Genomic DNA, 25,926 nt, shown 5'->3' with positions numbered 1-25,926 from the left:
GGCGGTGCGCCGGCGCTCGGCCGGCGCGGTGGCCGGACGTGCCGGGTACGGGTGGTGGCTCGGCGGCAGCACGGTGCTCGGCATCCTGGACGAGGTCGACCGCTCGAAGCAGAACACCAGCGGCGGCTGGGGGCCGAACCACCTCACCTCGATCCACGTCGCGATGCACAAACTGTCCGATGTGGACATCGCGAAGGACTACGGGGTCCGGGCCGGCTACTGCTGACCCGGGCCGCCGGCCGACCGGTCCACTGTGGACCGGTCGGCCGGCAGCAGGTAGCGCCGCAGAACCAGCTTCAGCTCGGCCACGATCTCCGGGTCGCCGTCCCGATCGTCGCGGAACGCCTCGCTCAGCAGCTTGTCGCCGACGCTGACGGCGACCAGCGCCTGCCGCAGCGACACGTCGAGGGCGTACCGCGGGTCGGCGAGCGCGGCGCGCAGCCGGGTGGCGAGCGCGGCATCGTGCGCGTCGCCGACGGAACGGTCCAGGTGCCCCGCCGGCCCGCTGAAGAACCAGACCTGGTGGAAGCCCGGCTCGGACCGGTAGAACCGCGCGAAGGCGTCGACCACGCGGTCGACGAGCCCGCCCGGCGTCGCCGGCGGATCGGCCAGCGCGCCGTCCAGGACCGTGATCATCCGATCGAGCCAGTGCAGGACCAGCGCGCGGGTGATCTCGTCCTTGTCGGCGAAGTACCGGTACAGCGAGCCGACCGAGACGCCGGCGCGCTCGGCGATCAGCTTCGTACCGATCTCCGGGTACGGAAGTTCCGCCAGCAGCGCCGCGGTGGTGTCCAGGATCTGATCCCGTTTTGCCCTGCTTCGCTGCTGTCGCGGGGTGCCGCGGCTTGACATCGCGGCAAAACCTGAACCAGACTCCGGTTCATGTCCGTCCTGCATGCACCCAGGGTAGGCCATGGCAGCTGACCGGCCCGCCCACCGTGCCGCCGCCGACGGAGCCGGCCCTGCCCCCGGTTGCCGTGTCGGCTGGGCCGCCGGTGGCCGTGCCGCCGACGGAGCCGGCCATGCCGCCGATCGCGCCGCGGGCAGTGCCATCGGTGGCCGTGCCGATCGCGCCGGTGGCCGTGCCGGCGGCGCCGCGGGCGACCGGGTGCGGCGTGAGAGCGACCTCGACGGGGCGGCCCGCGGCACCGCCGGGCGCTGGCGGACGCTGCGGCGGCCACGACCGTTCGGGCTGTTGTGGGGCGCCGGCACGATCTCGGCGCTGGGCGACGGCGTGCACTGGATCGCGCTGCCGCTGCTGGCCGCGTCGGTCACCAGCGACCCGCGCCTGGTCTCGCTGGTGTCGGTCGCCGAACAACTGCCGTGGGTACTGTTCGGGCTGCTCGCCGGCGCGCTCGCCGACCGGGTGGACCGCCGCCGGGTGCTCTGGCGGCTCGACCTGGTCCGCGCCGGCATCGTCGCCGTGCTGGCCGGCACCGTACTGACCGACAGCGTCACGCTGCCGGTCGTCCTGCTCGTCGCGTTCACCCTGACCACCGTCGGCACCGTCTACGACGCCGCCTCGGCGGCGATGGTCCCGGCCCTGGTACCGGTCGCCGAGCGACCCGCCGCGAACGGGCGGCTGCAAGCCGGCACCCTGGTCGCCGACACGCTGCTCGGCGCGCCGGTCGGCGCCACCCTGTTCACGCTGTACGCCGCCGCCCCGTTCCTGGTCGACACGGCGAGCTTCGCGGTCGCCGCCGCCCTCGTCGCGGCGATCCCGGTGGCCGCCGCACCGCACACCCTCCGCACCGCCGCGCCGACCCGCAGCGACCGGACCGCCGCGCCGGCGGGTACCGGTGGAACGCTCGCGGCGCCTGCCCACGACGCCGCCGTGCCGGTGCGCGACGAGGCTGCGGTGCCGGTGCGCGGCGAGGCTGCGGCCCCGTCGGTACGCGGCGTCGGCGCTGCTTCGCCGGTGCACGCCGGGCGCACCCGCACGTCGCTGCGCAGCGACATCGGGGCCGGGCTGCGGTTCCTGCTCGCGCACCGGCTGCTGCGCCGCCTCTGCTGGTACGGGGCGCTGATCAATCTGGTCACCACGGTCGCGGTGGCGCTGCTGGTGCTCTACACCCGCGACGTGCTGCACCTGGACAGCCTCGGGTACGGGCTGCTCGTGGCGGCCTTCGCGGTCGGCGGCGTGCTCGGCTCGCTGCTGGCCGGTCGGCTCGCGAGGGCGATCGGCGGCCGGCCGGCGCTGCTGACCGCGCTGGTACTCGGTGCGCTCGGGGCGGCGGGCATCGCGCTCGCCCCGCACCCGGTACCGGCGGCCGTGGCAGTCGGTGTCTTCGGCGCGGCGAACGGGCTGTGGGGCGTGGTCGCGGTCTCGCTGCGCCAGTCGCTGGTACCCGACGCGCTGTTCGGCCGGGTCACCAGCGCGTTCCGGCTCGTGACGCTCGGCGTCGGCCCGCTCGGCGCGCTGGCCGCCGGCTTCGTCGCCCACCGGTACGGCCTGCGCGCCCCGATCGTCGTCGCCGCTGCGCTGCTCGTCGCCGGTACCCTCGTCGCGCCGCTGCTGCTTCGCCGCACCGACCTTCCCGTGGCGACCGGCTGACCGGCACCGCCGCTCCCGACGACGGTGTCCGGCCGATCGGACGATCTCCCGTGCGGCCGGGCCCGGTCGACGCCGGGCCCGGCCGTCAGCCGAGTGCGGCGAGGGAACCATCGGCCGAGTGCGGCGAGGGAGCCGTCGGCTGAGTGTGGCGAGGAAACCGTCGGCCGAGTGTGGCGAGGGAGCCGTCAGCCGCGTTCGGCGAGGAAGGTGCGAATCGTGTCGGCGACCAGGTCCGGCGCGGTCATCGTGGCGAAGTGCGACTGGCCGGCCAGCGGCACGAGCGTGACCTGCGGCAGCGCGGCGGCGAGACCGCGCATCGTCTCCGGCATCGGCGACCACGTCTCGGTGCCGGTCATCAGCAGGGTCGGCAGCCGTACGCCGGACCAGCGGGTCAGGTCGGTGCCGTCGGCCGCGAGCGCGTCCAGATCGTGCCGCCAGCCGAGTCCGGATCGCCGAGCCTCCACCGGATCCGGCCGGGCCGGCGCCGCCGCGGCGAAGGCCGCGACGATCTCCGCCGGTACCTGCGTGACCTCGTTCAGGATCGCGGCGGTGGTGTCGCTGTCGCCGAGCTCGAAGGCCTCCGCGTACCGCCGCGCCAGCGGCACGATCCGCGGGCCGGCGGCGAACAGCGGCGGTTCGAACAGCGCGAGGCTGCGCAGCCCGCCGGGTGCGTCGAGCCCGGCGTGCAGGGCGAGGCTCGCCCCGTACGAGGCGCCGACCAGGTGCACCGCGGGCTGGTCGGTGCCGTGGGTCGCGCCGATGTGGCGCACCAGCCGGCGCACGTCGGCGACCTCGTCGGCGAACCGCTTGCCGGGCGCCGGCTGCCCGCTCGGCCCGTACCCGCGGCGGGCCACCAGCCACACCTGGTACTCGTCGGCCAGCCGGTCGGCGATCCCGGCCCACGAGTGCAGCCCGCCGCCGGAACCGTGCAGGAACAGCACCGGCTCGCCGAGCCCGGCGTGGCGGCCCGCGAGCGACACCCCGTCGTCGGTGGTCAGCTGGAAGTCCTGGTACGCGGCGGTGTTCATGCGGTGTCCTCGTCGGGTCGGTCGTCCGGGTACGGCTGCGTGCCGTACGCCCCGGACATGATCGCCGCCGGCGGGGCGCCCGTCACGTCGTTTCCGGGCCGCCCGGGTCGTGCCGCAGCCACACGGTGGCGAGCGGGGGGACCTGGATGGTGGCCGACGCAGGCTGGCCGTGCCACGGTGTGTCGGTCGCGACCACCTCGCCGAGATTGCCCCAGCCGGACCCGCCGTACGACTCCGCGTCGGTGTTGAGCAGCTCGACCCAGCGTCCGGCGCGGGGCAGCCCCAGCCGGTAGTCGGCGTGCGGGCCGCCGGCGAAGTTCGCCACGCAGGCCACGACGGTCCCGTCGGATCCCCAGCGCAGGAACGAGAACACGTTGCCGGCGGCGTCGTTCGCGTCGATCCAGGCGAACCCGGCCGGCGAGGTGTCCTGGGTCCACAGCGCCGGCGCATCCTTGTACCGGGCGTTGAGGTCGGTGACCATCGCCTTCACCCCGGCGTGGGCCGGCCAGTCCAGTGCCGCCCAGTCGACGCCGTGCTCCTCGCTCCACTCGCCGACCTGGGCGAACTCGCAGCCGGCGAACAGCAGCTGCTTGCCCGGGTGCGCCCACATGAAGCCGAACAGCGCCCGTACCGAGGCGAAGCGTTTCCAGTCGTCGCCGGGCATCCGGCCGAACAGCGAACCCTTGCCGTGCACCACCTCGTCGTGGCTGATCGGCAGCACGAAGTTCTCGCTCCACGCGTACATCAGCGAGAACGTCATCTCGTGATGGTGGTACTGCCGGTAGATCGGGTCCTTCGAGACGTACGACAGGGTGTCGTGCATCCAGCCCATGTTCCACTTGAACCCGAAACCGAGCCCGCCGAGGTAGGTGGGCCGGGTGACGCCGGGCCAGGCGGTCGACTCCTCGGCGATCATCACCACGCCGGGATGGCGCCGGTACACGGTCGCGTTCGTCTCCTGCAGGAACGACACCGCGTCCAGGTTCTCCCGGCCGCCGTGCTCGTTCGGCGTCCACTCACCCGGGTTGCGCGAGTAGTCGAGGTAGAGCATCGAGGCGACCGCGTCCACCCGCAGCCCGTCGATGTGGAACTCCTCGCACCAGTACAGCGCGTTCGCGACCAGGAAGTTGCGCACCTCGTGCCGGCCGAAGTCGAACACGTACGTGCCCCAGTCGGGATGCTCGCCGCGGTGCGGGTCGGCGTGCTCGTAGCAGGTGGTCCCGTCGAAGCGGGCCAGCGCCCACTCGTCCCGCGGGAAGTGCGCCGGTACCCAGTCGAGGTAGACGCCGATGCCGGCCTGGTGCAACCGGTCGACCAGGTAGCGGAAGTCGTCCGGCGGGCCGAACCGCGCGGTCGGCGCGTAGTAGCTGGTGACCTGGTAGCCCCAGGAACCGCCGAACGGATGCTCGGCCACCGGCAGGAACTCCACGTGCGTGAAGCCGACCTCCGACACGTAGGACACCAGCTCGTCGGCGAGCTGGCGGTAGGTGGCGCCGGGCCGCCAGGAACCGAGGTGCACCTCGTAGATCGACACCGGCCGCTCGTGCCACGCGGTGCGGCGGCGGGTCGCGAGCCAGTCCGCGTCGCCCCACTCGTACGCCGAGCGGTAGACGCGCGACGCGGTGCGCGGCGGTACCTCGGTGGCCTGCGCCATCGGGTCGGCCTTCTCCCGCCACCGGCCGTCCGGCCCGAGGATGCGGTACTTGTAGAGCCCGTCCGGCGCGAACTCCGGCACGAACAGCTCCCACACCCCGGACGAGCCGAGCGAGCGCATCGACAACCCGTCGTACGCGCCCCAGCCGATGCTGTCGCCGATCACCCGCACCGCGCGTGCGTTCGGCGCCCAGACCGCGAACGCGACCCCGGTGACCGGCCCGTTCGGCGTCGAGTAGCTGCGCGGATGTGCGCCGAGCACCCGCCACAGCTCCTCGTGCCGGCCCTCGCCGATCAGGTACAGGTCGGTGTCGCCCAGCGTCGGCAGCCACCGGTACGGGTCGTCGACGAGCCGCTGCTCGCCGGCGTCGTCGGTCACCTCGATCCGGTAGTCGCGCGGGGCGCCGGGCAGCGTCGCCTCGAACACGCCGCCGTCGTGCACCTTGCGCGCCGGGAACCGCTGGTCGCCGTCGACCACCACCACCTGCAACGCGTCCGGCCGCAGCGTGCGCACCACGGTCCGGTCGCCGCCGAGCGGGTGCGCGCCGAGCACGGCATGCGGGTCGTACGCCTCGCCCCGGACGAGACGGCCGAGCACTTCTGAGTCCACCGATGTCGCCACCAGACAACCCTAAGCGCCCGGCTGCCAGACCGCGCCCCGGACGCACCGGTGGGTGCCCGGCTTGTCGCGTACGGTGGCGCTCCGGCGCCCGCGTCGATTCGCCAGGAAACAGGGCTATGCTGCCGAACTGACCACGTGGGCGCGTCCCGTGGCCTTCCGCTGCAGCCGGCCGGAAGATCACCGGTCGCGTCCTGGGGCGGCCCCGACCGCCGTCGGGACGATGCCCCGCGACCGCCGACCGCGCGTTGCCGGGAGGGTGCCCGGATGACTGGGCCGATGGCTGGACCGATCGCCGGCCGGTACCGGCTGGAGGAGCAGGTCGGGCTGGGCGGCATGGGGCTGGTCTGGCGCGCCACCGATCTGGAACTTCGCCGTACGGTCGCGGTGAAGCGCTCGCAGGAGACCGGGCCGCGCGCCGGGCGGGCGCTGCGCCGGGAGGCGCGTACCGCCGCGGTGTTGCAACACCCGCACGTCGTCACGCTCTACGACGTCGTCACCGACGGCGAGCAGCGCTGGCTGGTGATGGAGTACGTGCCGTGGCGCAGCCTGGCGCAGCTGCTCGCCGAGTCCGGCCCGATCGGCCCGGCCCGCGCCGCGGCGCTCGGCGTCCAGCTCGCCGAGGCGCTGGATGCGTTACACGCCAAGGGAGTCGTGCATGCCGACGTGAAGCCGGGCAACGTGCTCGTCGGCCCGCAGGACGCGGTCAAGCTGATCGACTTCGGCCTGTCCCGGCCGGTGCCGAGCGTGCCGGGTCCCCGGCGGCCGCCCGGATCGGCCGGCCCGGTGCCGGCCGGCCCTCGCACCGGACCGTCCGCCGCCGGCGCTCCCGCCGGGGACGGCGACGGTAGTACGGCGGGGCAGCGCGACGGCGTCGCGGGGCGGCCGGAGCGCGCCGGGATCGGCGGGCCGACCTCGTCGACGACCGACGCCGGTACGGTCGGCGGCACGCCGGCGTTCCAGGCACCCGAGGTCGCCGCCGGCGGGCCGGCCACCACCGCCGCCGACCTGTTCTCGCTCGGTGCGACGCTGTACGCGGCGGTCGAGGGGCACTCGCCGTACGGCCCGGTGAGCCACCCCGCCGCGCTGCACCGGCGGGCGCTGGCCGGCGCGCTGCTGCCGGCGCCGCACGCCGGGACCCTGGCGCCGGCGCTCACCGCGCTGCTGTCCACCGACCCGGCTGCCCGGCCGGAGGCCGCCACCACCCGGCAGCTGCTCACCGCGACCGCCGGGCCACGGCCCCGGCGGCTGGGCCGTACCGCCGCCGCGGTCGCCGTGGCCGCGCTCACCGCGGCGTTCGCCGTCGCGGTCGGCGGTGATGCGGTCCGGCCGGCGCCGCGGCCCTCGCTCGGCGACCCCGCGACGGCCGACCCGTGCGCGCTGCTCGACCCGTCCGGGCTGCGCCGCTACGGCGACGTCGACCTGCAGACCGCCTACGGCAACTTCAACCGGTGCGACGTGATCGTGGACCGCGAGCACGGCGGCGATCTCGACGTGCAGGTCGAGTTCGACGTCGGTACGGTGCCGGGCCCGCGCGCCACCGTCGCTGGACTCCCGGTGCACCGGGAGAAGCAGGACGACGGCGCGTGCGCGCGGGAGATCCCGGTGCCGGGCGGCTACCGGGTCTGGGTGGTCGCGGTACTGGACGGCGACGGGAGCGCCGAGCTGTGCCCGGTCGCCGACACCGCGACCACGGCGGCGGCGACCGTGCTGCGCCGTGGGACGGTGCCGCGGCGCCACCCGTTCCCGGCCGGCTCGCTCGGCCGCGTCGACGGCTGCGCCCTGCTGCGCGGGGTACCCGGGGTGGCTACCCCGATCGAGCGGGGATTCGCCGGTTGGGACTGCGCCGCGGACGGCGCCGAGCACACCTCGCTGCGCTGGCGCTTCGACCGGAATGAGCCGCTGACCAGCGAGGACGGTCGACCGGTGCGGCTGGCCGGCCGGTCCGCGTTCGTCACCGCGGACGGTGACGGCGACGGGACCTGCCTGGTCCAGGTCGTGCAACGCCGCTACGACGACCCGGCCAACGGCCCGACCGAGGAGCTGCTGTACCTCGTCGTGCAGGGCGACGGGGCCGGCGCCCGGCGCTGCCCGCTCGCCGAGCGGCTCGCCGGTGCCGCGGCCCGCCGCCTGCCGCCGCGCTGACGACCCGCCGTGCCGACGATCCCCGTACCGGCGAGATCGTGCGCGACGGCCAGCCGGCCGCCGCGCACCACCTCGCCGCCCCCGAGCCGCGGTTCGTGCCGGGCACGCGCACCCCGCCGATTCTCTGCGGTCGGCCCGGGAGGGGTCCCGTACCCGGCCGGGGCGGGCGCCCGGCGGCGGCACGGATCGGTCATGCTAGGGGTAAACCGGACGAAGCTCCAGGAGGTCTTCGTGCAGGGCGGGGCGCGGCGACGAGCCGGTGGCAGTGGCCAGCAGCTGCCGCCCGGCCACGACAGCCTGGCGTTCGGTGTGCCGGAGTCGGTGCCGGGCACGATCTTCGTCCTCGCCCTCCGCGGCGGCATCGAGATGCGACCCCGCGAGGGGCGCACGATCCTGTTCGGCCGCAACGCGGAGGACGTGCACGTCTGCGTCGGCGTCGACGACCGCGGGGTCAGCCGCCGGCACGGGGTGCTGCTGCACAGCGACGGCCGCTGGTGGGTGCGCAACACCGGCCGGCTGCCGATCCGGCTGCCCGGCTCGCGGCTGCTGTTCCACGGCGAGGAGCCGGTACCGCTCGCGCACGGTTACTCGCCGCTGTTCGTACGCGGCTCGGCCGACCGCGACCACCTGCTGGAGGTGTACGTCGCCGCCGATGCCGGCGACCGCCCCGGCGAACGCCCGCTGGACGAGACCCAGCCGCCCCGGCTGTGGCACCTGGCGGACGAGGAACGCGCGGTACTGATCGTGCTCGGCCAGCGCTACCTGCGGCACGACGCGCACCCGCAGCCGCTCGCCTGGCGGCAGGCCGCCGACCAGCTCGCCGAGCTGTTCCCGGACGCCGGGTGGACGCCGAAGCGGGTCGAGCATCACGTCGCCGCGATACGTACCCGGTTGTCGGCCGCCGGGGTCGCCGGGCTGACCCGGGACGAGGTCGGCGAGCCGGTCGGCAACGCGCTCAACGACAACCTGCTGCACGAACTGATGCTGTCCACCACGCTGATCCCGCCCGACCTGGCCCTGCTCGACGCCCACCTCGACTGAGCCGCACCGTACCGGCCCGAACCGTGCGCCCGGACCGGCGGGCCGAGCGGCTAGGGGAGCTTCCAGTCGACCGGGGCGGAGCCCTGCTGGACCAGCAGGTCGTTGGCGCGGGTGAACGGCCGGGAACCGAAGAAGCCGCGATCGGCCGACATCGGCGACGGGTGCACGCTCTTGAGCACCGGCGTGTCGCCGAGCAGCGGCTGCAGCGACTGCGCGTCGCGCCCCCACAGGATCGCCACCAGCGGGCCACCGCGCGTCACCAGCGCCCGGATCGCCGCGTCGGTGACCTTCTCCCAGCCCTTGCCGCGGTGCGCGGCCGGCTTGCCCGGCTGCACGGTCAGGCACCGGTTGAGCAGCAGCACGCCGTGCTCGGCCCACGGGGTCAGGTCGCCGGTCGCGGGCTTCGGGTAGCCCAGATCGTCGCAGTACTCCCGGAAGATGTTGCGCAGGCTGGCCGGGATGCGGCGCTCCGGCGCGACCGAGAACGACAGCCCGACCGCGTCACCCGGGGTGGGGTAGGGGTCCTGCCCGACGATGAGCACCCGCACGTCGGCGAGCGGTTGGGTGAACGCGCGCAGCACCCGGTCGCCGGCCGGCAGGTAGCCGCGACCCGCCGCGTTCTCCGCCCGCAGGAAGTCGCCCATCGCGCTGATCTGCTCTGCCACCGGCGCCAACGCCTGCGCCCAACTCGCGTCGACGACCTCGGCCAAACCTTGCCCAGTCATGACCGCGGAGCCTACCCACCGGGTACGACACGGGCACACATCGGGTGCCCGCCGGTCACGCCGGTACCACCGGTTCCTGGAGTTCGGTGACCCAGCCGGACTGGTCCGGCCCCGGGCAGGACAGGTAGAGCTCGCGGTACCCGGTGGACCGGTACCCGTTGTCGCCGATCCACCGCCCGAGCGCCTGGAACGACGGGTCGGAGTCCGCCATCGCCCCCCGGTGCACCAGCGTCGCCGCGGTCGCCACCGCGGGCAGGTCGACCACCTCGAACGGGTACGCCGCCGCCGGCGCCACGTCCACCTGCGCGCCGGCGTGCACCAGCATCCCGCCACCCGGATCGTCGGTGTACCAGGCAATGTCGGGCGCGACGGGTCGCACGTCGTGGTGGTCGAGCAGGGCGCGGAGGCGCCCGTACAGCGGGACGATCACCGGGGTGATGTCGGCCGGGTCCCAGCCGGCGGCCACACCGGTCAGCTGCGCCAGGCGGACCGCCGGGAGGTTCTTGACCACGATCTCCGCGGCGGGCAGGTGCCCCTCACGCTCGATCATCGCGAGGCGCGCCTCGACGCCGGCCAGCCGGGCGGTGTCCGCCTCGATCTGCTGCCGCAGCTGGGCGTGCCGCAGCCGGAGCATGCCGCGCAGCTGTTCGGCGGTCAGCCGGTCGTCGAGGACCGCGCGGACCTGCGCCAGGCTCAGCCCGAGATCCTTGAGCGCCACGATCCGGTTCAGCCGGGCCAGCTGGTCGGCGGTGTAGTAGCGGTAGCCGGTGGCGGCGTCGACCCGGGCCGGCGCGAGCAACCCCAGCGCGTCGTAGTGCCGCAGCATCCGCACCGACACCCGGCCGTGCCGGGCGAAGTCCCCGATCGTCAACATGACGCCATCCTCGTCTGGTCTCCCGCCGGATCGGGGTCGACAATCACCACATGACCAGCGGGAAGTCTGCCCGATGTGCGCGTCGCTGACGGCGGCGTTGATGGTCGCGGTCGTGGCGGCCGGCTTCGCCGCGTACTGCGTGACCGACCTCGCCCGGGCCGACGAACGAGACCTCCTGCTGCTGCCGCGGATGGTCTGGGTGGTGATCTGCGTGCGGTCGGTCCCGATCGGTGGTCTCGCCTACCTGCTGTTCGGGCGCCGCCGCTGAGCCGGCGGCCGGCGGCCGGCGGCCCGCCGCGGCGGTCAGGCGGTGGGCAGGTCGCCCGGCGCCGGTACCTCGAAGCCGAGCATCCGGGCGATCGAGCGCAGCGGGATCCACCGCCACGCCGGCCGGTGCCGCGCCTCGTACACGACCTCGTACACCGCCTTGTCCAGCTCGTACGCGCGCAGCAGGGTGCGGTGCCGCCCGGGGTCCTGGCCGGCGGCGTCGGTGTACCCGGCCGTGAACGCCGACCGGTTGCGCGCCGCCCACTCCTGCGCCCGGTACTCCAGCTGGTGGTCGGCGCCCTCGCCGACGAGCAGGTGCTCGGCCGCGTAGTCGAACGAGCGGAGCATCCCGGCGACGTCGCGCAGCGGCGAGTCCGACCGCACCCGCTCGGCCAGCGGCTTGACCGGCTCGCCCTCGAAGTCGATCAGCAGCCAGCTGGTCGGGGTCCGCAGCGCCTGGCCGAGATGCAGATCGCCGTGGATGCGCTGGATCGGGTACGACGCCGTGAGATCGGCGACGGCGGTGAACTCCGCGCCCAGCCGCGGCGCGTACCGGGCGAGCTCGGGCACGGTGCGCACCGCGTCGGCGAGCCGGCCGATCATCGCCGCGGACAGCTCGGCGTGCCCGTCGGCGTCCCGCTGGCCGGAACCCAGCGCGGTGACCAGGTCGGCGTGTACCGCGGCGACCGCCTCGCCGAGCCGGTGCGCCTCGGCGGCGAAGTCGCCGCCGACCTCGTCCGCCTTCAGATCCCCCTCGGCGAACAGGTCCCGCACGCTCGCCGTCGCCATCGCCCAGCCGTCCGCCGAGTTCGCCGCGTAGGCCGACAGCATCCCGTACGAGACGGCCGCGCCGAACAGCTCGCCGCCGATCTCGCCGAGCAGCGGCGCCACGTGCGGGCAGCCGACCCGGCGCAGCGCCCGGTTCAGCTCGACGTCCGGGTTGGCGCCGGGGGTGGGGCGGCGGAACAGCTTCAGGATCGACTCCTCGTCGAACACCACCGACGAGTTCGACTGCTCCACCTCGACCACCCGGCTGGGCAGGCCGCGGGTGATCGTGGCGCCCGGTTCGGGCCGGAACACCAGGCCGCCGTGCTGCTCGCCGCCGGCCAGCGCCGCCAGCAGCAGGTCGGCCAGCTCGTCGTCCCACAGCCCGGCGTAGCCGACGTAGTCGCCGACCGTCCCGATCCGGGCGTGCTCCAGCTTCTCCGACAGCACGGTGCGCCAGCCGACCAGCACCTGGTACTGCTCCGGTTCGCCGGTCGCGTACTCGACCTGGACCACCAGGTGGTCCAGTCGCGGCTGCACGTCGCCGAGCGCCACGGCCGACACCGGGGTCACCGCCTGGAGGGCCCGGTGCTTGCCGGCGAACCAGCGCTGCTCGGGTAGCCAGCGGGCGAGCGCGCCGGCCAGCGCCACCGCCCGCTCGGTGGCGCCGGAGCCGCGGTCGGCGGTCATGCGCCGACCTCGTCCCGCGGGCTGATCTGGAACCAGAAGAAGCCGTGCCCGGGCAGCGTGAGCAGGTAGGGCAGCTCACCGATCGGCGGGAACGGCACCAGCCCGGACAGCTCGATCGGTGCCCAGCCCTCCCACTGCCGCAGGTTGAGCTCGATCGGCTGCGGGAAGCGGGACAGGTTGTTGACGCACAGCACCACGTCGTGGATCTCCGGCGAGGACTCGTCGCCCTCCTCGGCGTGCCCGCGGTACTCCCGCAGGTACGACAGGACCGACGGGTTGGAGCCGCCCAGGTCGTGGAAGTCGCCCAAGGCGAACGCCGGGTGCCGCTTGCGGATCTCGATCATCCGCCGCGTCCAGTGCAGCAGCGACGCCGACGAGTTGAGCTGCGACTCCACGTTGATCGCCTGGTAGCCGTAGATCGGGTCCATGATCGTCGGCAGGTACAGCCGGCCCGGGTTGGCCTGGCTGAACCCGGCGTTGCGGTCCGGCGTCCACTGCATCGGGGTACGCACCGCGTCCCGGTCACCGAGCCAGATGTTGTCGCCCATGCCGATCTCGTCGCCGTAGTACAGGATCGGCGAGCCGGGCAGGCTCAGCAGCATCGCGGTGAACAGCTCGAGCTGGTCGCGGTCGTTGTCGAGCAGCGGGGCGAGCCGGCGCCGGATGCCGATGTTGGCCCGCATCCGCGGATCCTTGGCGTACTCGCCGTACATGTAGTCGCGTTCCTCGTCGCTGACCATCTCGAGCGTCAGCTCGTCGTGGTTGCGCAGGAAGATGCCCCACTGGCAGCCGGACGGGATCGCCGGCGTCTGCGCCATGATCTCCGAGATCGGGAACCGCGACTCGCGCCGTACCGCCATGAAGATGCGCGGCATCAGCGGGAAGTGGAACGCCATGTGGCACTCGTCGCCGCCGACGTCCGGGTCGCCGAAGTACTCCACCACGTCGGTCGGCCACTGGTTCGCCTCGGCCAGCAGCACGCGGCCCGGGTACTCGTCCTCGACGACCTTGCGCACGTTGCGCAGGAACGCGTGCGTCTCCGGCAGGTTCTCGCAGTTCGTGCCGTCCCGCTCGAACAGGTACGGCACCGCGTCCAGCCGGAACCCGTCGATGCCGAGGTTGAGCCAGAACCGCAGTACCGACAGCATCTCCTCCTGCACCCGCGGGTTGTCGTAGTTGAGGTCCGGCTGGTGGGAGAAGAACCGGTGCCAGTAGAACTGCCGGCGTACCGGGTCGAACGTCCAGTTCGACTCCTCGGTGTCGACGAAGATGATCCGCGCGTCCGGGTACCGCTCGTCGGCGTCGGACCACACGTAGAAGTCGCCGTAGTCGCCGTCCGGGTTGCGCCGGGACTCCTGGAACCACGGGTGCGACTCGGAGGTGTGGTTCATCACCAGGTCGGTGATCACCCGGATGCCGCGCTGGTGCGCCTCGTCCAGCAACAGGACGAAGTCCTCCACCGTGCCGAACTCCGGCAACACCTGGTAGAAGTCGCTGATGTCGTAGCCGCCGTCGCGCAGCGGCGAGGCGTAGAACGGCGGCAGCCACAGGCAGTCGACCCCGAGCCAGGACAGGTAGTCCAGCTTCGCGGTCAGCCCGCGCAGGTCGCCGCAGCCGTCGGCGGACGAGTCGTTGAACGCCCGCACCAGGACCTCGTAGAACACCGCGCGCTTGAACCAGTGCGGATCCGCCGGCAGGCTGCGCGCCGACCGGAAGTCGTCCGGTACCGGATGCGACACCTGCCCGTCGGCGGTGACGTAGCTGCCGTCGTCGACGTCCGGCCGTCCACCGTCGGGGGTCGCCCGGTCCGCTTCCCGGGGTCGCCGGAGGGTCGTCTCACTCACCGCGCACCTCGCGCTTCGCCGTTGTCGCTGTTGTCGTGTGGGTGGGGGGTGGGTGGGTCTGAGGTGTGGCTCAGCCGTGGGGATGCACGGTCAGCAGGTGCGCCGGCTGTTCGTACGGGTCGAGCCGGACCGCGTTGAACTGGCCCCAGTCGTACTCGGCGCCGGTCAGCTCGTCCCGCACGGCGAACCGGTCCGACCAGCCGACACCCAGTGCCGGCAGCTCGAGCGCGGTGTTCCCCCACTGCACGTTGTGTGGGTCCAACGAGCAGACCACCAGGACGGTGTTGCCGCTCGCCGCATCTCGCTTGGAGAAACACAGCACCGCATCGTTGTCCACGTGATGGAACGTCAGATCACGCAGCTGCTGCAGCGCCGGGTTGGCCCGACGGACCGCGTTGAGCCGGGTGATCAGCGGCGCCAGGGTGTGCCCCGACGCCGCCGCGGCGGCCCAGTCGCGCGGGCGCAGCTGGTACTTCTCCGAGTCCAGGTACTCCTCGCTGCGGGGCGCGCGGGCGACGTGCTCGAACAGCTCGAAGCCGGAGTACACGCCCCAGGACGGCGACAGGGTCGCGGCCAGCACCGCCCGGATGGTGAACATCGGCGGGCCGCCGTACTGCAGGCTCTCGTGCAGGATGTCCGGCGTGTTCGGCCACAGGTTCGGCCGCATGAAGTCGGCGCTGCGCACCAGGTCGGTGCCGAACTCGGTCAGCTCCGCCTTGCTGGTACGCCAGGTGAAGTAGGTGTACGACTGGGTGAAGCCGGCCTTCGCCAGCCCCTTCATCATCGCCGGCCGGGTGAACGCCTCGGCCAGGAACAGCACGTCGGGATGGTCGGCGTGCACCTGCTCGATCAGCCACTGCCAGAAGTTGACCGGCTTGGTGTGCGGGTTGTCCACCCGGAACACCTTCACCCCGTGGTCGATCCAGTGCGTCACCACCCGCAGGATCTCCGCCCGCAGCCCCTTCGGGTCCCGATCGAAGTTGAGCGGGTAGATGTCCTGGTACTTCTTCGGCGGGTTCTCCGCGTAGGCGATCGAACCGTCTGCCCGCTGGGTGAACCACTCGGGATGCTCGCGCACCCACGGATGGTCCGGCGCGCACTGCAGCGCGAGATCGAGCGCCACCTCCATACCCAGCTCGCGGGTGCGGGCGACGAACGCGTCGAAGTCGTCCAGGCTGCCCAGCTGCGGGTGCACCGCGTCGTGGCCGCCCTCGGCCGAACCGATCGCCCACGGCACGCCCGGGTCGTCCGGCCCGGCCACCAGCGCGTTGTTCGCCCCCTTGCGGTTGACCACGCCGATCGGGTGGATCGGCGGCAGGTAGACGATGTCGAAGCCCATGTCGGCGATCGCCGGCAGCCGCTCGGCCGCGGTCTTGAAGCTGCCGTGTTCCGGCCGGCCTTCCACCGTGGCGTGGCCGGACTCCGACCGGGGGAAGAACTCGTACCAGGAGCCGAACGCGGCGCGCGGCCGGTCCACCCAGATCGCCTGGCTCGACGAGCGGGACACCAGGTCACGGACCGGGTAGCGCCACAGCAGCCGCTCCAGCGCGAGCGCCGGGGCGACCCGGTGCGCCAGATCGGCGGTCGCGTCGCGCAGCGCCAGCACCGCCTCGGTGACCTGCGGCCGGTCCGGTTTGGGCACCAGCCGGATGGCGCGCACCAGCACCTCGGCGCCGTCCGCGAGATCGTTCGCCAGGTCCTCGACGCCCTGCCCGGCGTCCAGCTTGGCGACCACCGCGTGCCGCCAGGTCCGGTACGGGTCGCTCCAGGCCTCGATGCAGTAGCTCCACCGGCCCATCAGGTCGGGCCGGATCGGCGCCGCCCACCGGTCGGTGCCGGGCTCGGTCTCGGTCATCCGGGTGAACGGCTGCTTCAACCCGGCCGGGCTGCGCCAGACCACGGCGCAGCCGAGGGCGTCGTGGCCCTCCCGGTAGACGGTTGCCGACACCGTCACCCACTCGCCGACGACGGCCTTGGCCGGCGCCCGGCCACAGTCCACGACGGGGGAAACGGATTCGATGGGAATTCGTCCGGTCATCGGTGTCCACCGTATCCACCGACGTGCCGTCGCGCACTACGCCGCGCTCATCTGCCCTCGCGATGTGTCGCCGGGTTGCCGTCACGGACGGCCGGCGGTCACCGGGCGGTGGTCGTGTCCGCCGAGGCGGCGGAGCCGGTCAGCTGGCGGCGATCTTCACGATGGCGATGATCACCGCGATGATCGCGGCCACCACGGCGACGCCGATCCGGATCGCGAGCCGGATCGCGAGCGTCCTGCCCACCCCGGCGGCGGCCTCGCCGAACCCGCTCGAGCGCGGCTGCCCCAGCTGCATCGGCCGGTACGGGTCGTACCCGGGCGGGCCGTACTGCGGTGCACCCTGCGCCGGGTACTGCCCGTTCGGCGCCGGCGCACCGCCGGCCTGGTACGGCGCCGATGGGTACGGGCCGCCCTGGCCCGGCGCGCCCTGGTACCGCGCCGACGGGTACGGCGGGGACTGCGGTGGCATCGCCGGAGCGGGCGCGGGCCGGTACGGCGGGACGCCGGGCGCGCCGCTCGTCGGTGGGCCCGGCACCGGGGGGTTCGGCATCGGTGGCGCTGGCATCGGCTGACCGTACGGCGGCGGGTACTGCGGGCCGCCGGTCGGCGGGTAGGACATGACGTCTCCACGGACGGGCTTCGCGCTGGCCGTGCCACGCTACCGCGCCCGCCGCCGGCCTGCGTGCGCCCGTCAGCCGGTGAGCAGCGCCTCGGCCGCGGCCCGGGCGTTCGCCGGACCGGCGCCGAACGTGGCGAGGTAGCCCACCGCGCGCGGGGGCCGCCACGCCGGCCAGCCCATCTCCACCAGGACCACCTGCGGGTAGGCGGCGGTGACCTGCTCGATCACCTCGCGGATCCGGGCGTGCCGGTGGGTGTCCCGGCTGACCAGGATCAGCGGCCCGCCGGCGGCCCGGCGGGCCAGCGCGTCGACGTCGACCGGCTCGTCCGACAGCGGTCGCAGCCGGACCAGATCGGCCGGCGCGTCGGTCGCCTCCAGGTACGGCAGCAGCCCCCACGGCACCTCGCCGACCGCGATCGTCGGCGGCGCGTCCAGCTCGACGATCAGCGGTCGCGGCGAGCGGGGGAGCGTGCCGTACACGCGCAGCGCGCGGCGGGCCGCGGCGAGCCCGATCTCGTCCGGTACCGGCACCGAAACGCCGCCGGTGGCCCGGTCGGCCCGGGTGGCGGCGGCCAGCACGGCGCAGCGGCGGGCGGCGTCGGCGAGCCGTTCGGCGGGCAGCCGGCCGTCGTGCACCGCGGCGACGATCTCCGCCACCGTCGCCTCGACCAGCTCCTCGGTGATCTTCGCGCCGAGGCAGAGCAGGTCGGCGCCGGCGGCCAGCGAGCGCACCGCGGCGATACCCATGCCGGCGTCGCCGGCGGCGCCGCCCATCTCCAGCGCGTCGGTGATGATCGCGCCGCCGAAGCCGAGCTCGCCCCGCAGCAGGTCGCCCAGCGCGGCCGGGCTGAAGGTGGCCGGCAGGTCGCCGGTGAGCGCCGGTACCCGCAGGTGCGCGGTCATGATCGCCGGCGCACCGGCGCCGATGGCCGCGGCGAACGGCGGCAGGTCGCGCTCCCGCAGGACCGACAGCGGCGCGTCGACCACCGGTACCGCCTCGTGCGAGTCGACCCGGGTCGCACCGTGGCCGGGGAAGTGCTTGGCACAGGCGGCGACGCCGGCGTCGCCGAGCCCGCGGACCGCGGCGACGGTGTGCGCGGCGACCCGGGCCGGGTCGGTACCGAACGAGCGGGTACCGATGACCGGGTTGTCCGGCGCGGAGTTGACGTCGACGGTGGGGGCCAGGTCGAGCGTGATGCCCAGCGCGGCCAGCTCGCCGCCGAGTGCCGCGTACACCTGGCGGGTGAGGTTCTCGTCGTCGACCGCACCCAGCGCCGCGTTGCCCGGGTAGCGCGACCCGGAGGTGTAGCCGAGCCGGGTGACATCGCCGCCCTCCTCGTCGAGCGCCACGATCAGCTCCGGCCGACCGGCCCGCAGCGTCGAGATCAGCCCGGTGACCTGGGACTCGTCCACGATGTTGTGCCCGAACAGGACCACCCCGCCGAGCCCCTGGTCGCCGAGCCGGCGCACCCAGTCCGGGGCGGTGGCGGTCGGGAACGCGGCGAGCAGGGTGCGCAGCGCCTGGCTGCGCAACGACGGATCATCGGTCATCGGTTACGGCCTTTCGATCGCTCACTGTGCTCCCCGGACGAGCTGCGCTGCCTGCCTCATCCCTTGACCGCGCCGGCGGTCAGGCCGCTCGCGACGTGCCGCTGGATGATGGCGAAGAACACGACCACGGGCAGCGCCATCATCGTCGCGCCCGCCATCAGCGCCCCGTAGTCGACGCCGTGCGCGGAGACGAACGACACCAGCCACACCGGCAGCGTCTCCTTCTTCTGGTCGGAGAGCAGCACGTACGCCATGATGTACTCGTTCCAGGACTGGATGAGCGCGTAGATCGACGTCGCCACCAGCCCGGGGAACACCAGCGGCAGCACGATCCGGAAGAACGCCTGCAGCCGGGTGCAGCCGTCGACCATCGCCGCCTCCTCCAGCTCCGCCGGCACGCCGGCGACGAACCCGCGCAGCGTCCAGATGCTGAACGGCAGGACGAACGCGAGGTAGGTCAGGACCACCCCGGACAGCTTGTTGACCGCATCGATCGAGTTGAGCATCAGGTAGAGCGGGATGAGCAGCGCGGACATCGGCACCATCTGCACGACCAGGATGGCGAAGATGAACGCCCGCCGCCCGTACCAGCGGAACCGGGCGATGGCGACGGCCGCGAGCAGCGCCAGCACCAACGCGATGATCATCGTACTGAACGCGATGAGCACGCTGTTGCCCAGCGCGTCACCGAAGTGCGGCGCGTGGATCGCGCGGGAGAAGTTCGCCAGCGTGGGATGCAGGGTGGCGAAGTGCGGGGTGTAGGTCAGCAGCTCGTCGCCCGGCTTGAAGGCGGTGAGCACCATCCAGTACACCGGGAAGATCAGCAGGACCGAGGCGGCCACGCCGACGATGTTGGCGGCGATCCGGCCGCCACCGCGCCGGCCGCGGCGGGGCGGCCTGGTGGGCTCGCTCGTCATCAGTCGATCTCCCCTCGGCGCAGGCTCTGCCGGATGTAGAACACCGTGAAGACCAGCAGCAGCAGCACCGTGATCACCGCGATCGCGGCGCCGAGGCTGTACTCGTTGACGCCGAAGGCCCGCACGAACGAATAGACCCCGAGAATCTGGTACTGCGGTTCCGGCCGGCCGCCGCGCGCCACCCAGACCTGGTTGAACACCTGGAAGTCCCAGATCACCGACAGCACCGTGACGATGGTGTAGATCGGCCGCAGGATCGGGTAGGTGACCCGCAAGAAGATCTGCCGACCGTTCGCGCCGTCGACCCGGGCCGCCTCCTCCAGCTCCTTCGGCACCTGGGAGATGCCGGCATACAGGGTGATCGCGACGAACGGGATCGCACCCCAGACGACGATCAGGGTGATCACACCGAACCCGGAGATCGTGTTCGCGTACCAGTCGTGCCCGTTCATGTCGACCCCGGGCAACCGTCCGATCAGCCAGTTCACCACGCCGAACTCGTAGTCGAACAGCCAGTTGAACACCAGTGTCGACACCACCTGCGGCATCGCCCACACGCAGATGAGGACGACGGTGAGCAGCAACCGGCACCACCGCGATGCCGCCCGCATCACCAGCGCGAGCGCGGTGGCGAGCACCAGGGTCAGCGCCACGTTCGCTGCGGTGAACACCACGGTGCGCAGCACCACGAGGAGGAAGTCGGGGTCGGAGAGGATCGTCGCGTAGTTGCCGAGGCCGATGAACGGCGCCGGCAGCCCGCTGAACAGCTCCCGCTGGGTCAGGTCCTGCACCGACAGCAGCGCGAGCTTGACCAGCGGGTACCCCTGGACGCCGACGAGCACGACCACGGTCGGCAGGATGAGCAGGTAGCCGATCGCCGTCGGAGCGAGACGGCGCCGGCGGCGAGGCGGCGGCCCCGGCGGAGCCGCACCGGCGGCTTTGGCCGGGGCCTGGGTGGACGCGGACATGCTGCTCCCTGCGGTGAGTGTGGTACACCGGCCGGCTCTGCGGTGCGCGTGCTCGCCGGGCCGACCCGGAGATCGGATCGGCCCGGCCCGGCCGTGCGGGGTGGATGCCGGGCCGACCCGATCGAGGGGAGCCGACCCGGCGGGTCTTCGTCGGTCAGGACGCGTTGAGCGCCTGTTCGACCTGCTGGTTCATCTGCTTACAGGCGTCCGCGACGCTCTGGGAGCCGGTCGCGATGGCGGACAGGCCGTTCTGCAGGATGTTGCTCTTCTCGACCTTCGGCCAGCCGGTCGCGATCGGCACCATCCAGCTGTCGGTGGCCGACGAGGCGGCGGCGGACAGCGTCGGGTCCGACTTGGCCTGCTCCAGCAGCGTGGTGGTGTTCGGCACGTTGCCGGCCTTCATCAGCAGCGTCTCGTTGGACTGCGAGGTCATCGCCGCGGTCCAGGCCGCCGCCCAGTCCGGGTGCTGGCTCTTGGCCGTGATCGCGAGGTCCGAACCACCGGCGAACGACTGCATGGCCTGCTTGCCCGAGCCGCTGGGCATCGCGAAGCTGCCGATGGAGTCCTTCAGCTTCGGGTTGCCGCCGTTGCCGTCGGCGGAGACGCTGCCGCCTTCCCACCCCAGGCCGTACATCATGGCCACGTGGCCCTGGGCCATCACCGTGTACTGCTGCGGGTGCGCCTCGTCGTTGGTCTTGCTGGCCTTCGACAGCTGGTCGGACAGCGCCTTCCACTGGGTCAGGCCCTTGATCGCGGCCGGCGAGTCGAGTCCGCCGACCCACTTGTCGCCCTTCTTGGTGGCGATGGTGCCGCCGGCGTCCTGCACGAACGACATCGCCGAGTACCAGAACTTGCCCGGCATGTAGAAGGCGGAGAACTTCGGGTCGGAGCCGTACTTCTTGTTCAGCTTGCCGCCGTCGGTCATCAGCTCGGCGAGGGTCTTCGGCGGAGCGCTGATGCCGGCCTTGGCGAACATGTCCTTGCGGTAGAACACGATCCGGCTGCCCGAGTAGTAGGGCACGCAGTAGACCTTGCCCTCGTACGTGCAGGACGCGGCGAGGCCGGAGTTCCAGTTGGCCGAGTCGGCGAACAGGTTCTTCGAGTCAGTCAGGTCCCGGAACGCGCCGTTGGCGAGGTACGAGGTGGTCTCGGTGTCGCCCATCTCGACCACGTCCGGCACGTGGGTGCCGGTCAGGGCCGCGTCCAGCTTGGTCAGGTGATCGTTCCAGGCCTGGTAGCTCACCTTGACCTTGACCTTGGGGAACTTCTTGTGGAACGAGGTGGTGGCGGCCTTGACCGCGTTCGGCCAGCTGGACTGCGCGTCCACCTGCAGCCAGACCGTGAGCGTGCCGGTCGCGCTCTTGTCGCCCCTGGTGTCGATCTTGCCGGTACTGCCGGTGGAGCCACTGCCGTTGCCGCACGCCGCGGCTCCCAACAGAACCGCGGCCAGTCCGGCGGCGGCCATCAGCCGATGTTTCACGCATCCTCCCTGGATGTGGTGCGCTCGAAGGGCGAGCCCGCCGGCACGCTCGCCGGTCGCCGCGCGGCACGGTGCCGCTGCCGGCCGCCCGTCGACGACCGGTACGGGCGCGGTCGACTGCGGGCACCGTGCGGCGCACGGCAACCGCGACCGCACGGCGCTCTAAGCTGGCGGGTGTCCCTGAGAGAATTTAATAGGAAAGTTTCCTAAAGACTAGAGGACGAATGGTGATGAGTCGACGCCGTCAGCCCGGGACGCCGCGGTTGTTACGAGCTCTTAATGACCGCGCTGCCCTCGAACTGCTGCTCGCGCACGGCCCGCTGACCCGGGCCAAGCTCGGCGAGCTGACCGGGCTGTCGAAGGTCACCGCGTCCCAGCTGGTCGAACGGCTGGAGCAGCGCGGCCTGGTCGAGCGGGTCGGCGTGTCCGCCGGTGGCCGCGGGCCAAACGCCCAGCTCTACGCGGTCGTGGCGTCCGCCGCGTACGTGGTGGGCATGGCGATCGGGCCGCACGGTGTCACCGCTTCGGCCGCCGACCTCACCGGCGTCGAACACGGCCGGGTCGAGGTCGCCGCCGACATCTCCGACGACCCGGTCGGGCTGGTGCACGAGGTGCTCGCGCAGGCGGCGAAGGCCGCCGAGGTGCCGGCCGGCAAGATCCGCCACGTGGTCCTCGGCTCGCCCGGCGTGATCGACCCACGCTCCGGCGAGGTGTCGTTCTCCTGGGAGCTCCCGCGCTGGCACCGCGGCCTGCTCGCCGCGCTCACCGCCGACCTGAACCGGCCGGTACGGATCGTCAACGACGTCAACCTGGCCGCCGTGGCCGAGCACCGGCTCGGTGCCGGCGCCGGCGTGGACGACTTCGTGCTGCTGTGGTGCGACCGCGGCATGGGCGTCGGCGTGATGCTCGACGGCCGGCTCTACCAGGGCGTGCTCGGTGCCGCCGGCGAGGTCGGCTACCTGCCGGTGCCCGGCGTCGAACTGGTGCACGGGGTCACCCGCGCGCACAAGGCACCGTTCAGCGCGCTCGCCGGCGCCGAGCCGATCCGGGCGCTCGCCCGCGAACACGGCTTCCGCCAGCGCACCGCCGCCGCGGCGGTGGCCGCCGCGGTCGCCGACCCGGACCGCGGCGGGGCGCTGCTGGACGAGATCGCCCGGCGCATCGCGCTCGGCGCCGCCGCCGTGTCCGTCGTGCTCGACCCCGGGCTGGTGGTGCTCGCCGGCGAGGTGGGCCAGGCCGGCGGCGACGAGCTCGCGGCCCGGGTGGAACGCGAGGTGCGCGAGCTCGCGCCGGTCGCCCCGAGGGTCGTCGGTACCACCATCGCCGCCGACCCGGTGCTGCACGGCGCGGTGCTGACCGCGTTGGCCTCCGCCCGGGAGGAGATCTTCGAGGGCAACGACGCCGACGAACCCGAACCGGACCCCGCGCCGTGACGGGTGCGTTCAGGCGAGCGGGCGAACCGACTCCGGCTCGCTCGTTCGAAGGTTCCCCCACCGGCTCTAGGGCGTTTCGGCCCAGCTTGCGGCGCGCAGCCGGTACTGTCCAGAACCCGTGAGAGCGCTCCGACGGTTCACGGTCCGGGCCACCCTGCCCGAGCCGCTGGCCGCCCTCGACGACATTGCCGGCAACCTGCGCTGGGCCTGGCATCCACCCACCCGTGACCTGTTCGCGGCGATCGACCCGGCCGGCTGGCGCTCGGTCGGGCAGGACCCGGTCCGGCTGCTGGCGCAGGTGTCCGCGCCGCGGCTGGCCGAGCTCGCCGGCGACCCGGAGTTCCGGCTGCGGCTCGACGCGGTCCACGCCGACCTGCGCCGCTACCTGACCGAACCCCGCTGGTACCAGACGCTGCCGGCCGACGCGCCGGTCTCGATCGCGTACTTCTCCCCGGAGTTCGGCATCACGGAGACGCAGCCGCAGTACTCCGGCGGGCTCGGCATCCTCGCTGGCGACCACCTGAAGACGGCGAGCGATCTGGGCGTACCGATCGTCGCGGTCGGGCTGCTCTACCGCGCCGGGTACTTCACCCAGGGGCTGACCGCGGACGGCTGGCAGACCGAGCAGTACCCGACGGTGGACCCCGGCCAGCTGCCGCTGCGGTTGCTGCGCGAGGCGTCCGGTGCGCCGGTGCTGATCGGCGTCGGGCTGCCCGAGGGGCGCACCCTGCGGGCCCAGGTCTGGCAGGCGTACGTCGGCCGGGTCACGCTGCTGCTGCTCGACAGCGACGTGCCGGACAACGGGCCGGCCGAGCGGGCCGTCACCGACCGGCTCTACGGCGGCGGGGTCGACCACCGGTTGGTCCAGGAGGCGCTGCTCGGCATCGGCGGTGTCCGCGCGGTACGGGCCTGGTGCCGGGTCACCGGTGCGCCCGCGCCGGAGGTGTACCACACCAACGAGGGGCACGCCGGATTCCTTGGCCTGGAACGGATCCGGGAGCTGGTCGAGCCGGGCGAGCTGGACTTCGACGCGGCGCTGCGGATCGTGCGGGCCGGCACCGTGTTCACCACCCACACCCCGGTACCGGCCGGCATCGACCGGTTCCCGCGCGAGACGATCGAGCGGTTCTTCGGCGGGGACAACGCGAGCCCCGGGATGCCGGCCGACCGGATCCTCGCGCTGGGTGCGGAGACCGACCCGGCGGTGTTCAACATGGCGCACATGGGGCTGCGGCTGGCCCAGCACGCCAACGGCGTGTCCGCCCTGCACGGCCAGGTCAGCCGGGAGATGTTCGCCTCGCTGTGGCCCGGCTTCGACGTCGCCGAGGTGCCCATCACCTCGGTCACCAATGGCGTGCACGGCGGTACCTGGGTGTCCAGGCCGGGGCTGGAGCTGGCGCAGCGAGCCGGCGTCGACACCTCGGACTCGGCCGCGGCCGAGGCGCCGTACGAGACGGATGCGTTCGCGAGGGTGGCCGCGATGCCCGCCGGCGACCTGTGGGCGGTGCGCCGCGAGCTGCGCGCCAACCTGGTCGCCGAGGTGCGCCGCCGGCTGCGCGCGTCGGCGCTGCGGCGCGGCGCCACCGAGGCCGAACTCGGCTGGGTGGCCGACGCGCTCGACCCGGACGTGCTGACGATCGGCTTCGCCCGGCGGGTACCGAGCTACAAGCGGCTGACCCTGATGCTCGCCGACCGGGCCCGGCTGCAGCGGCTGCTCACCGACACCGACCGGCCGGTCCAGGTCGTGGTGGCGGGCAAGGCACATCCGGCCGACGACGGCGGCAAGCGGCTGATCCAGGAGATGGTCACGTTCGCCGACGATCCGCGGCTGCGGCAGCGGATCGTGTTCCTGCCCGACTACGACATGCGGCTGGCCCGGTTCCTCGTCGCCGGCTGCGACGTGTGGCTCAACAACCCGCAGCGGCCGCTGGAGGCGTGCGGGACCTCGGGGATGAAGTCGGCGCTCAACGGCGGGCTCAACCTGTCCATCCGGGACGGCTGGTGGGACGAGCTGTACGACGGGCGCAACGGCTGGGCGATCCCCACCGCGGCCGGGGTGGGCGATCCGGGCCGGCGTGACGCGCTGGAGGCCGGCGCGCTGTACGAGCTGCTCGAACAGCAGGTGGTACCGCTGTTCTACGCGCGTGACGAGGACGGCGTACCGGGCGGCTGGGTCGAGGCGGTCCGGCACACGCTGACCACGCTCGGCCCGCGGGTGCTCGCCGACCGGATGCTCACCGAGTACGTCGACCGGCTGTACCGTCCGGCCGCGCTGGCGTCGCGGCGGATGACCGCCGACGGCGGCGCACCGGGCCGCGAGCTCGCCGAGTTCGCCGGCCGGGCGACCGCCGCCTGGCCGGCGGTCGCGGTCGAACAGGTGGAGCTCGACGACCGCACCGCCCCCGCGCTCGGCGCGGCGCTGCGGGTACGGGCCCGGGTGCGCCTCGGCCGGTTGACGCCGGCCGAGGTACGCGTGCAGGTCTGCACCGGCGCGCTCGGCGAGGACGGCTCGGACGAGCTGACCGGGGTGGTCACCGAGCCGATGCGGCTGGTCGACGGCGATCCCGACGCCGGCTACAGCTACGCCGCGGACGTCCCGCTGACCCGCGCCGGCGCCGCCGGCTGCACGGTCCGCGTCCTGCCCGCCCACCCGCTGCTCTCCCGGCCCACCGACCTTCCCCTGGTCCGCTACCCGGACCAGGCCTGACCGCTGGA

20 protein-coding genes are annotated in these 25,926 nt (G+C 73.3%); 7 read left to right on the top strand and 13 right to left on the bottom strand.

Translation table 11 applies throughout. The annotated features are described in order from the left end of the window. The first annotated feature begins 4 nt into the window (after nucleotides 1–4). On the top strand, nucleotides 5–226 hold the full coding sequence (locus Asera_RS26685; protein WP_157034611.1) for a hypothetical protein: 222 nt from the start codon (nucleotides 5–7) through the stop codon (nucleotides 224–226). Here Asera_RS26685 and Asera_RS26680 read toward each other — a convergent pair. Then, complete coding sequence (locus Asera_RS26680; protein ID WP_051801567.1) at nucleotides 217–852, bottom strand: TetR/AcrR family transcriptional regulator; 636 nt, start codon at nucleotides 850–852, stop codon at nucleotides 217–219. The genes Asera_RS26685 and Asera_RS26680 overlap by 10 nt on opposite strands. A 256-nt stretch (nucleotides 853–1,108) precedes the next feature. Here Asera_RS26680 and Asera_RS26675 point away from each other — a divergent pair, with 256 nt between their 5' ends. Further along, a complete protein-coding gene (locus tag Asera_RS26675) occupies nucleotides 1,109–2,554 on the top strand; it encodes an MFS transporter (RefSeq protein ID WP_169745790.1) in 1,446 nt (481 codons plus the stop codon). Between the two features lie 185 nt (nucleotides 2,555–2,739). On the opposite strand, the gene Asera_RS26670 is transcribed toward Asera_RS26675, so the two are convergent. Beyond that, entirely contained in the window at nucleotides 2,740–3,582 is an 843-nt protein-coding gene (locus tag Asera_RS26670; protein WP_030444452.1) for an alpha/beta fold hydrolase, read from the bottom strand. Nucleotides 3,583–3,664: 82 nt separating this feature from the next. Further along, complete coding sequence (gene glgB / locus Asera_RS26665; protein ID WP_244844035.1) at nucleotides 3,665–5,857, bottom strand: 1,4-alpha-glucan branching protein GlgB; 2,193 nt, start codon at nucleotides 5,855–5,857, stop codon at nucleotides 3,665–3,667. Nucleotides 5,858–6,121: 264 nt separating this feature from the next. Here glgB and Asera_RS26660 point away from each other — a divergent pair, with 264 nt between their 5' ends. Both Asera_RS26660 and Asera_RS26655 read left to right on the top strand, forming a co-directional pair. Next, on the top strand, nucleotides 6,122–7,999 hold the full coding sequence (locus tag Asera_RS26660; protein WP_084130878.1) for a serine/threonine-protein kinase: 1,878 nt from the start codon (nucleotides 6,122–6,124) through the stop codon (nucleotides 7,997–7,999). A 192-nt stretch (nucleotides 8,000–8,191) separates the two neighbouring features. Further along, nucleotides 8,192–9,040, top strand: coding sequence for an FHA domain-containing protein (locus tag Asera_RS26655; RefSeq protein ID WP_211255453.1), 849 nt, complete (start codon nucleotides 8,192–8,194; stop codon nucleotides 9,038–9,040). Between the two features lie 50 nt (nucleotides 9,041–9,090). On the opposite strand, the gene Asera_RS26650 is transcribed toward Asera_RS26655, so the two are convergent. Then, nucleotides 9,091–9,765, bottom strand: coding sequence for a uracil-DNA glycosylase (locus Asera_RS26650; RefSeq protein WP_030444456.1), 675 nt, complete (start codon nucleotides 9,763–9,765; stop codon nucleotides 9,091–9,093). A gap of 55 nt (nucleotides 9,766–9,820) precedes the next feature. Continuing rightward, nucleotides 9,821–10,639 (bottom strand): MerR family transcriptional regulator, encoded by an 819-nt coding sequence (locus Asera_RS26645; protein WP_030444457.1) that lies wholly within the window; start codon nucleotides 10,637–10,639, stop codon nucleotides 9,821–9,823. Nucleotides 10,640–10,712: 73 nt separating this feature from the next. Between Asera_RS26645 and Asera_RS26640 the strand changes: the two genes are divergently transcribed. Continuing rightward, nucleotides 10,713–10,907, top strand: a complete 195-nt coding sequence (locus Asera_RS26640) for a PLDc N-terminal domain-containing protein (protein ID WP_030444458.1) — start codon at nucleotides 10,713–10,715, stop codon at nucleotides 10,905–10,907. A gap of 35 nt (nucleotides 10,908–10,942) precedes the next feature. Here the strand turns inward: Asera_RS26640 and Asera_RS26635 are convergent, their stop codons facing one another. The 8 genes from Asera_RS26635 to Asera_RS26600 form a co-directional block, all read right to left on the bottom strand. Next, nucleotides 10,943–12,361 carry a maltokinase N-terminal cap-like domain-containing protein gene (locus tag Asera_RS26635; RefSeq protein WP_169745791.1) on the bottom strand — a complete coding sequence of 473 codons (1,419 nt, stop codon included), beginning with the start codon at nucleotides 12,359–12,361 and terminating at the stop codon, nucleotides 10,943–10,945. Continuing rightward, complete coding sequence (gene treS / locus Asera_RS26630) at nucleotides 12,358–14,205, bottom strand: maltose alpha-D-glucosyltransferase (RefSeq protein ID WP_084130879.1); 1,848 nt, start codon at nucleotides 14,203–14,205, stop codon at nucleotides 12,358–12,360. Before treS ends, Asera_RS26635 begins: the two co-directional genes overlap by 4 nt. A 70-nt stretch (nucleotides 14,206–14,275) precedes the next feature. Next, nucleotides 14,276–16,243: an alpha-1,4-glucan--maltose-1-phosphate maltosyltransferase gene (locus Asera_RS26625; protein WP_030444461.1), complete on the bottom strand. Its 1,968-nt coding sequence runs from the start codon at nucleotides 16,241–16,243 to the stop codon at nucleotides 14,276–14,278. Between the two features lie 139 nt (nucleotides 16,244–16,382). Then, nucleotides 16,383–16,712, bottom strand: a complete 330-nt coding sequence (locus tag Asera_RS26620) for a hypothetical protein (protein WP_157034613.1) — start codon at nucleotides 16,710–16,712, stop codon at nucleotides 16,383–16,385. Between the two features lie 222 nt (nucleotides 16,713–16,934). Next, a complete protein-coding gene (locus tag Asera_RS26615; RefSeq protein WP_030444463.1) occupies nucleotides 16,935–18,413 on the bottom strand; it encodes a glycoside hydrolase family 3 protein in 1,479 nt (492 codons plus the stop codon). 56 nt (nucleotides 18,414–18,469) lie between these two features. Next, a complete protein-coding gene (locus tag Asera_RS26610) occupies nucleotides 18,470–19,330 on the bottom strand; it encodes a carbohydrate ABC transporter permease (protein WP_030444464.1) in 861 nt (286 codons plus the stop codon). Next, nucleotides 19,330–20,298 (bottom strand): carbohydrate ABC transporter permease, encoded by a 969-nt coding sequence (locus Asera_RS26605; RefSeq protein ID WP_030444465.1) that lies wholly within the window; start codon nucleotides 20,296–20,298, stop codon nucleotides 19,330–19,332. The genes Asera_RS26610 and Asera_RS26605 overlap by 1 nt, the downstream gene beginning before the upstream one ends. A 154-nt stretch (nucleotides 20,299–20,452) precedes the next feature. Beyond that, nucleotides 20,453–21,778 (bottom strand): extracellular solute-binding protein, encoded by a 1,326-nt coding sequence (locus Asera_RS26600; protein ID WP_030444466.1) that lies wholly within the window; start codon nucleotides 21,776–21,778, stop codon nucleotides 20,453–20,455. A gap of 230 nt (nucleotides 21,779–22,008) precedes the next feature. On the opposite strand from Asera_RS26600, the gene Asera_RS26595 reads away from it, so the two are divergent. Both Asera_RS26595 and glgP read left to right on the top strand, forming a co-directional pair. After that, a complete protein-coding gene (locus tag Asera_RS26595; protein ID WP_051801576.1) occupies nucleotides 22,009–23,211 on the top strand; it encodes an ROK family transcriptional regulator in 1,203 nt (400 codons plus the stop codon). 118 nt (nucleotides 23,212–23,329) lie between these two features. After that, nucleotides 23,330–25,918 (top strand): alpha-glucan family phosphorylase, encoded by a 2,589-nt coding sequence (gene glgP / locus Asera_RS26590; RefSeq protein ID WP_030444468.1) that lies wholly within the window; start codon nucleotides 23,330–23,332, stop codon nucleotides 25,916–25,918. The last annotated feature ends 8 nt before the right edge of the window (nucleotides 25,919–25,926 follow it).

This window comes from Actinocatenispora sera (assembly GCF_018324685.1).
Classification (GTDB): Bacteria; Actinomycetota; Actinomycetes; order Mycobacteriales; family Micromonosporaceae; genus Actinocatenispora; species Actinocatenispora sera.
This window is presented reverse-complemented; position numbering and strand designations above follow the sequence as displayed.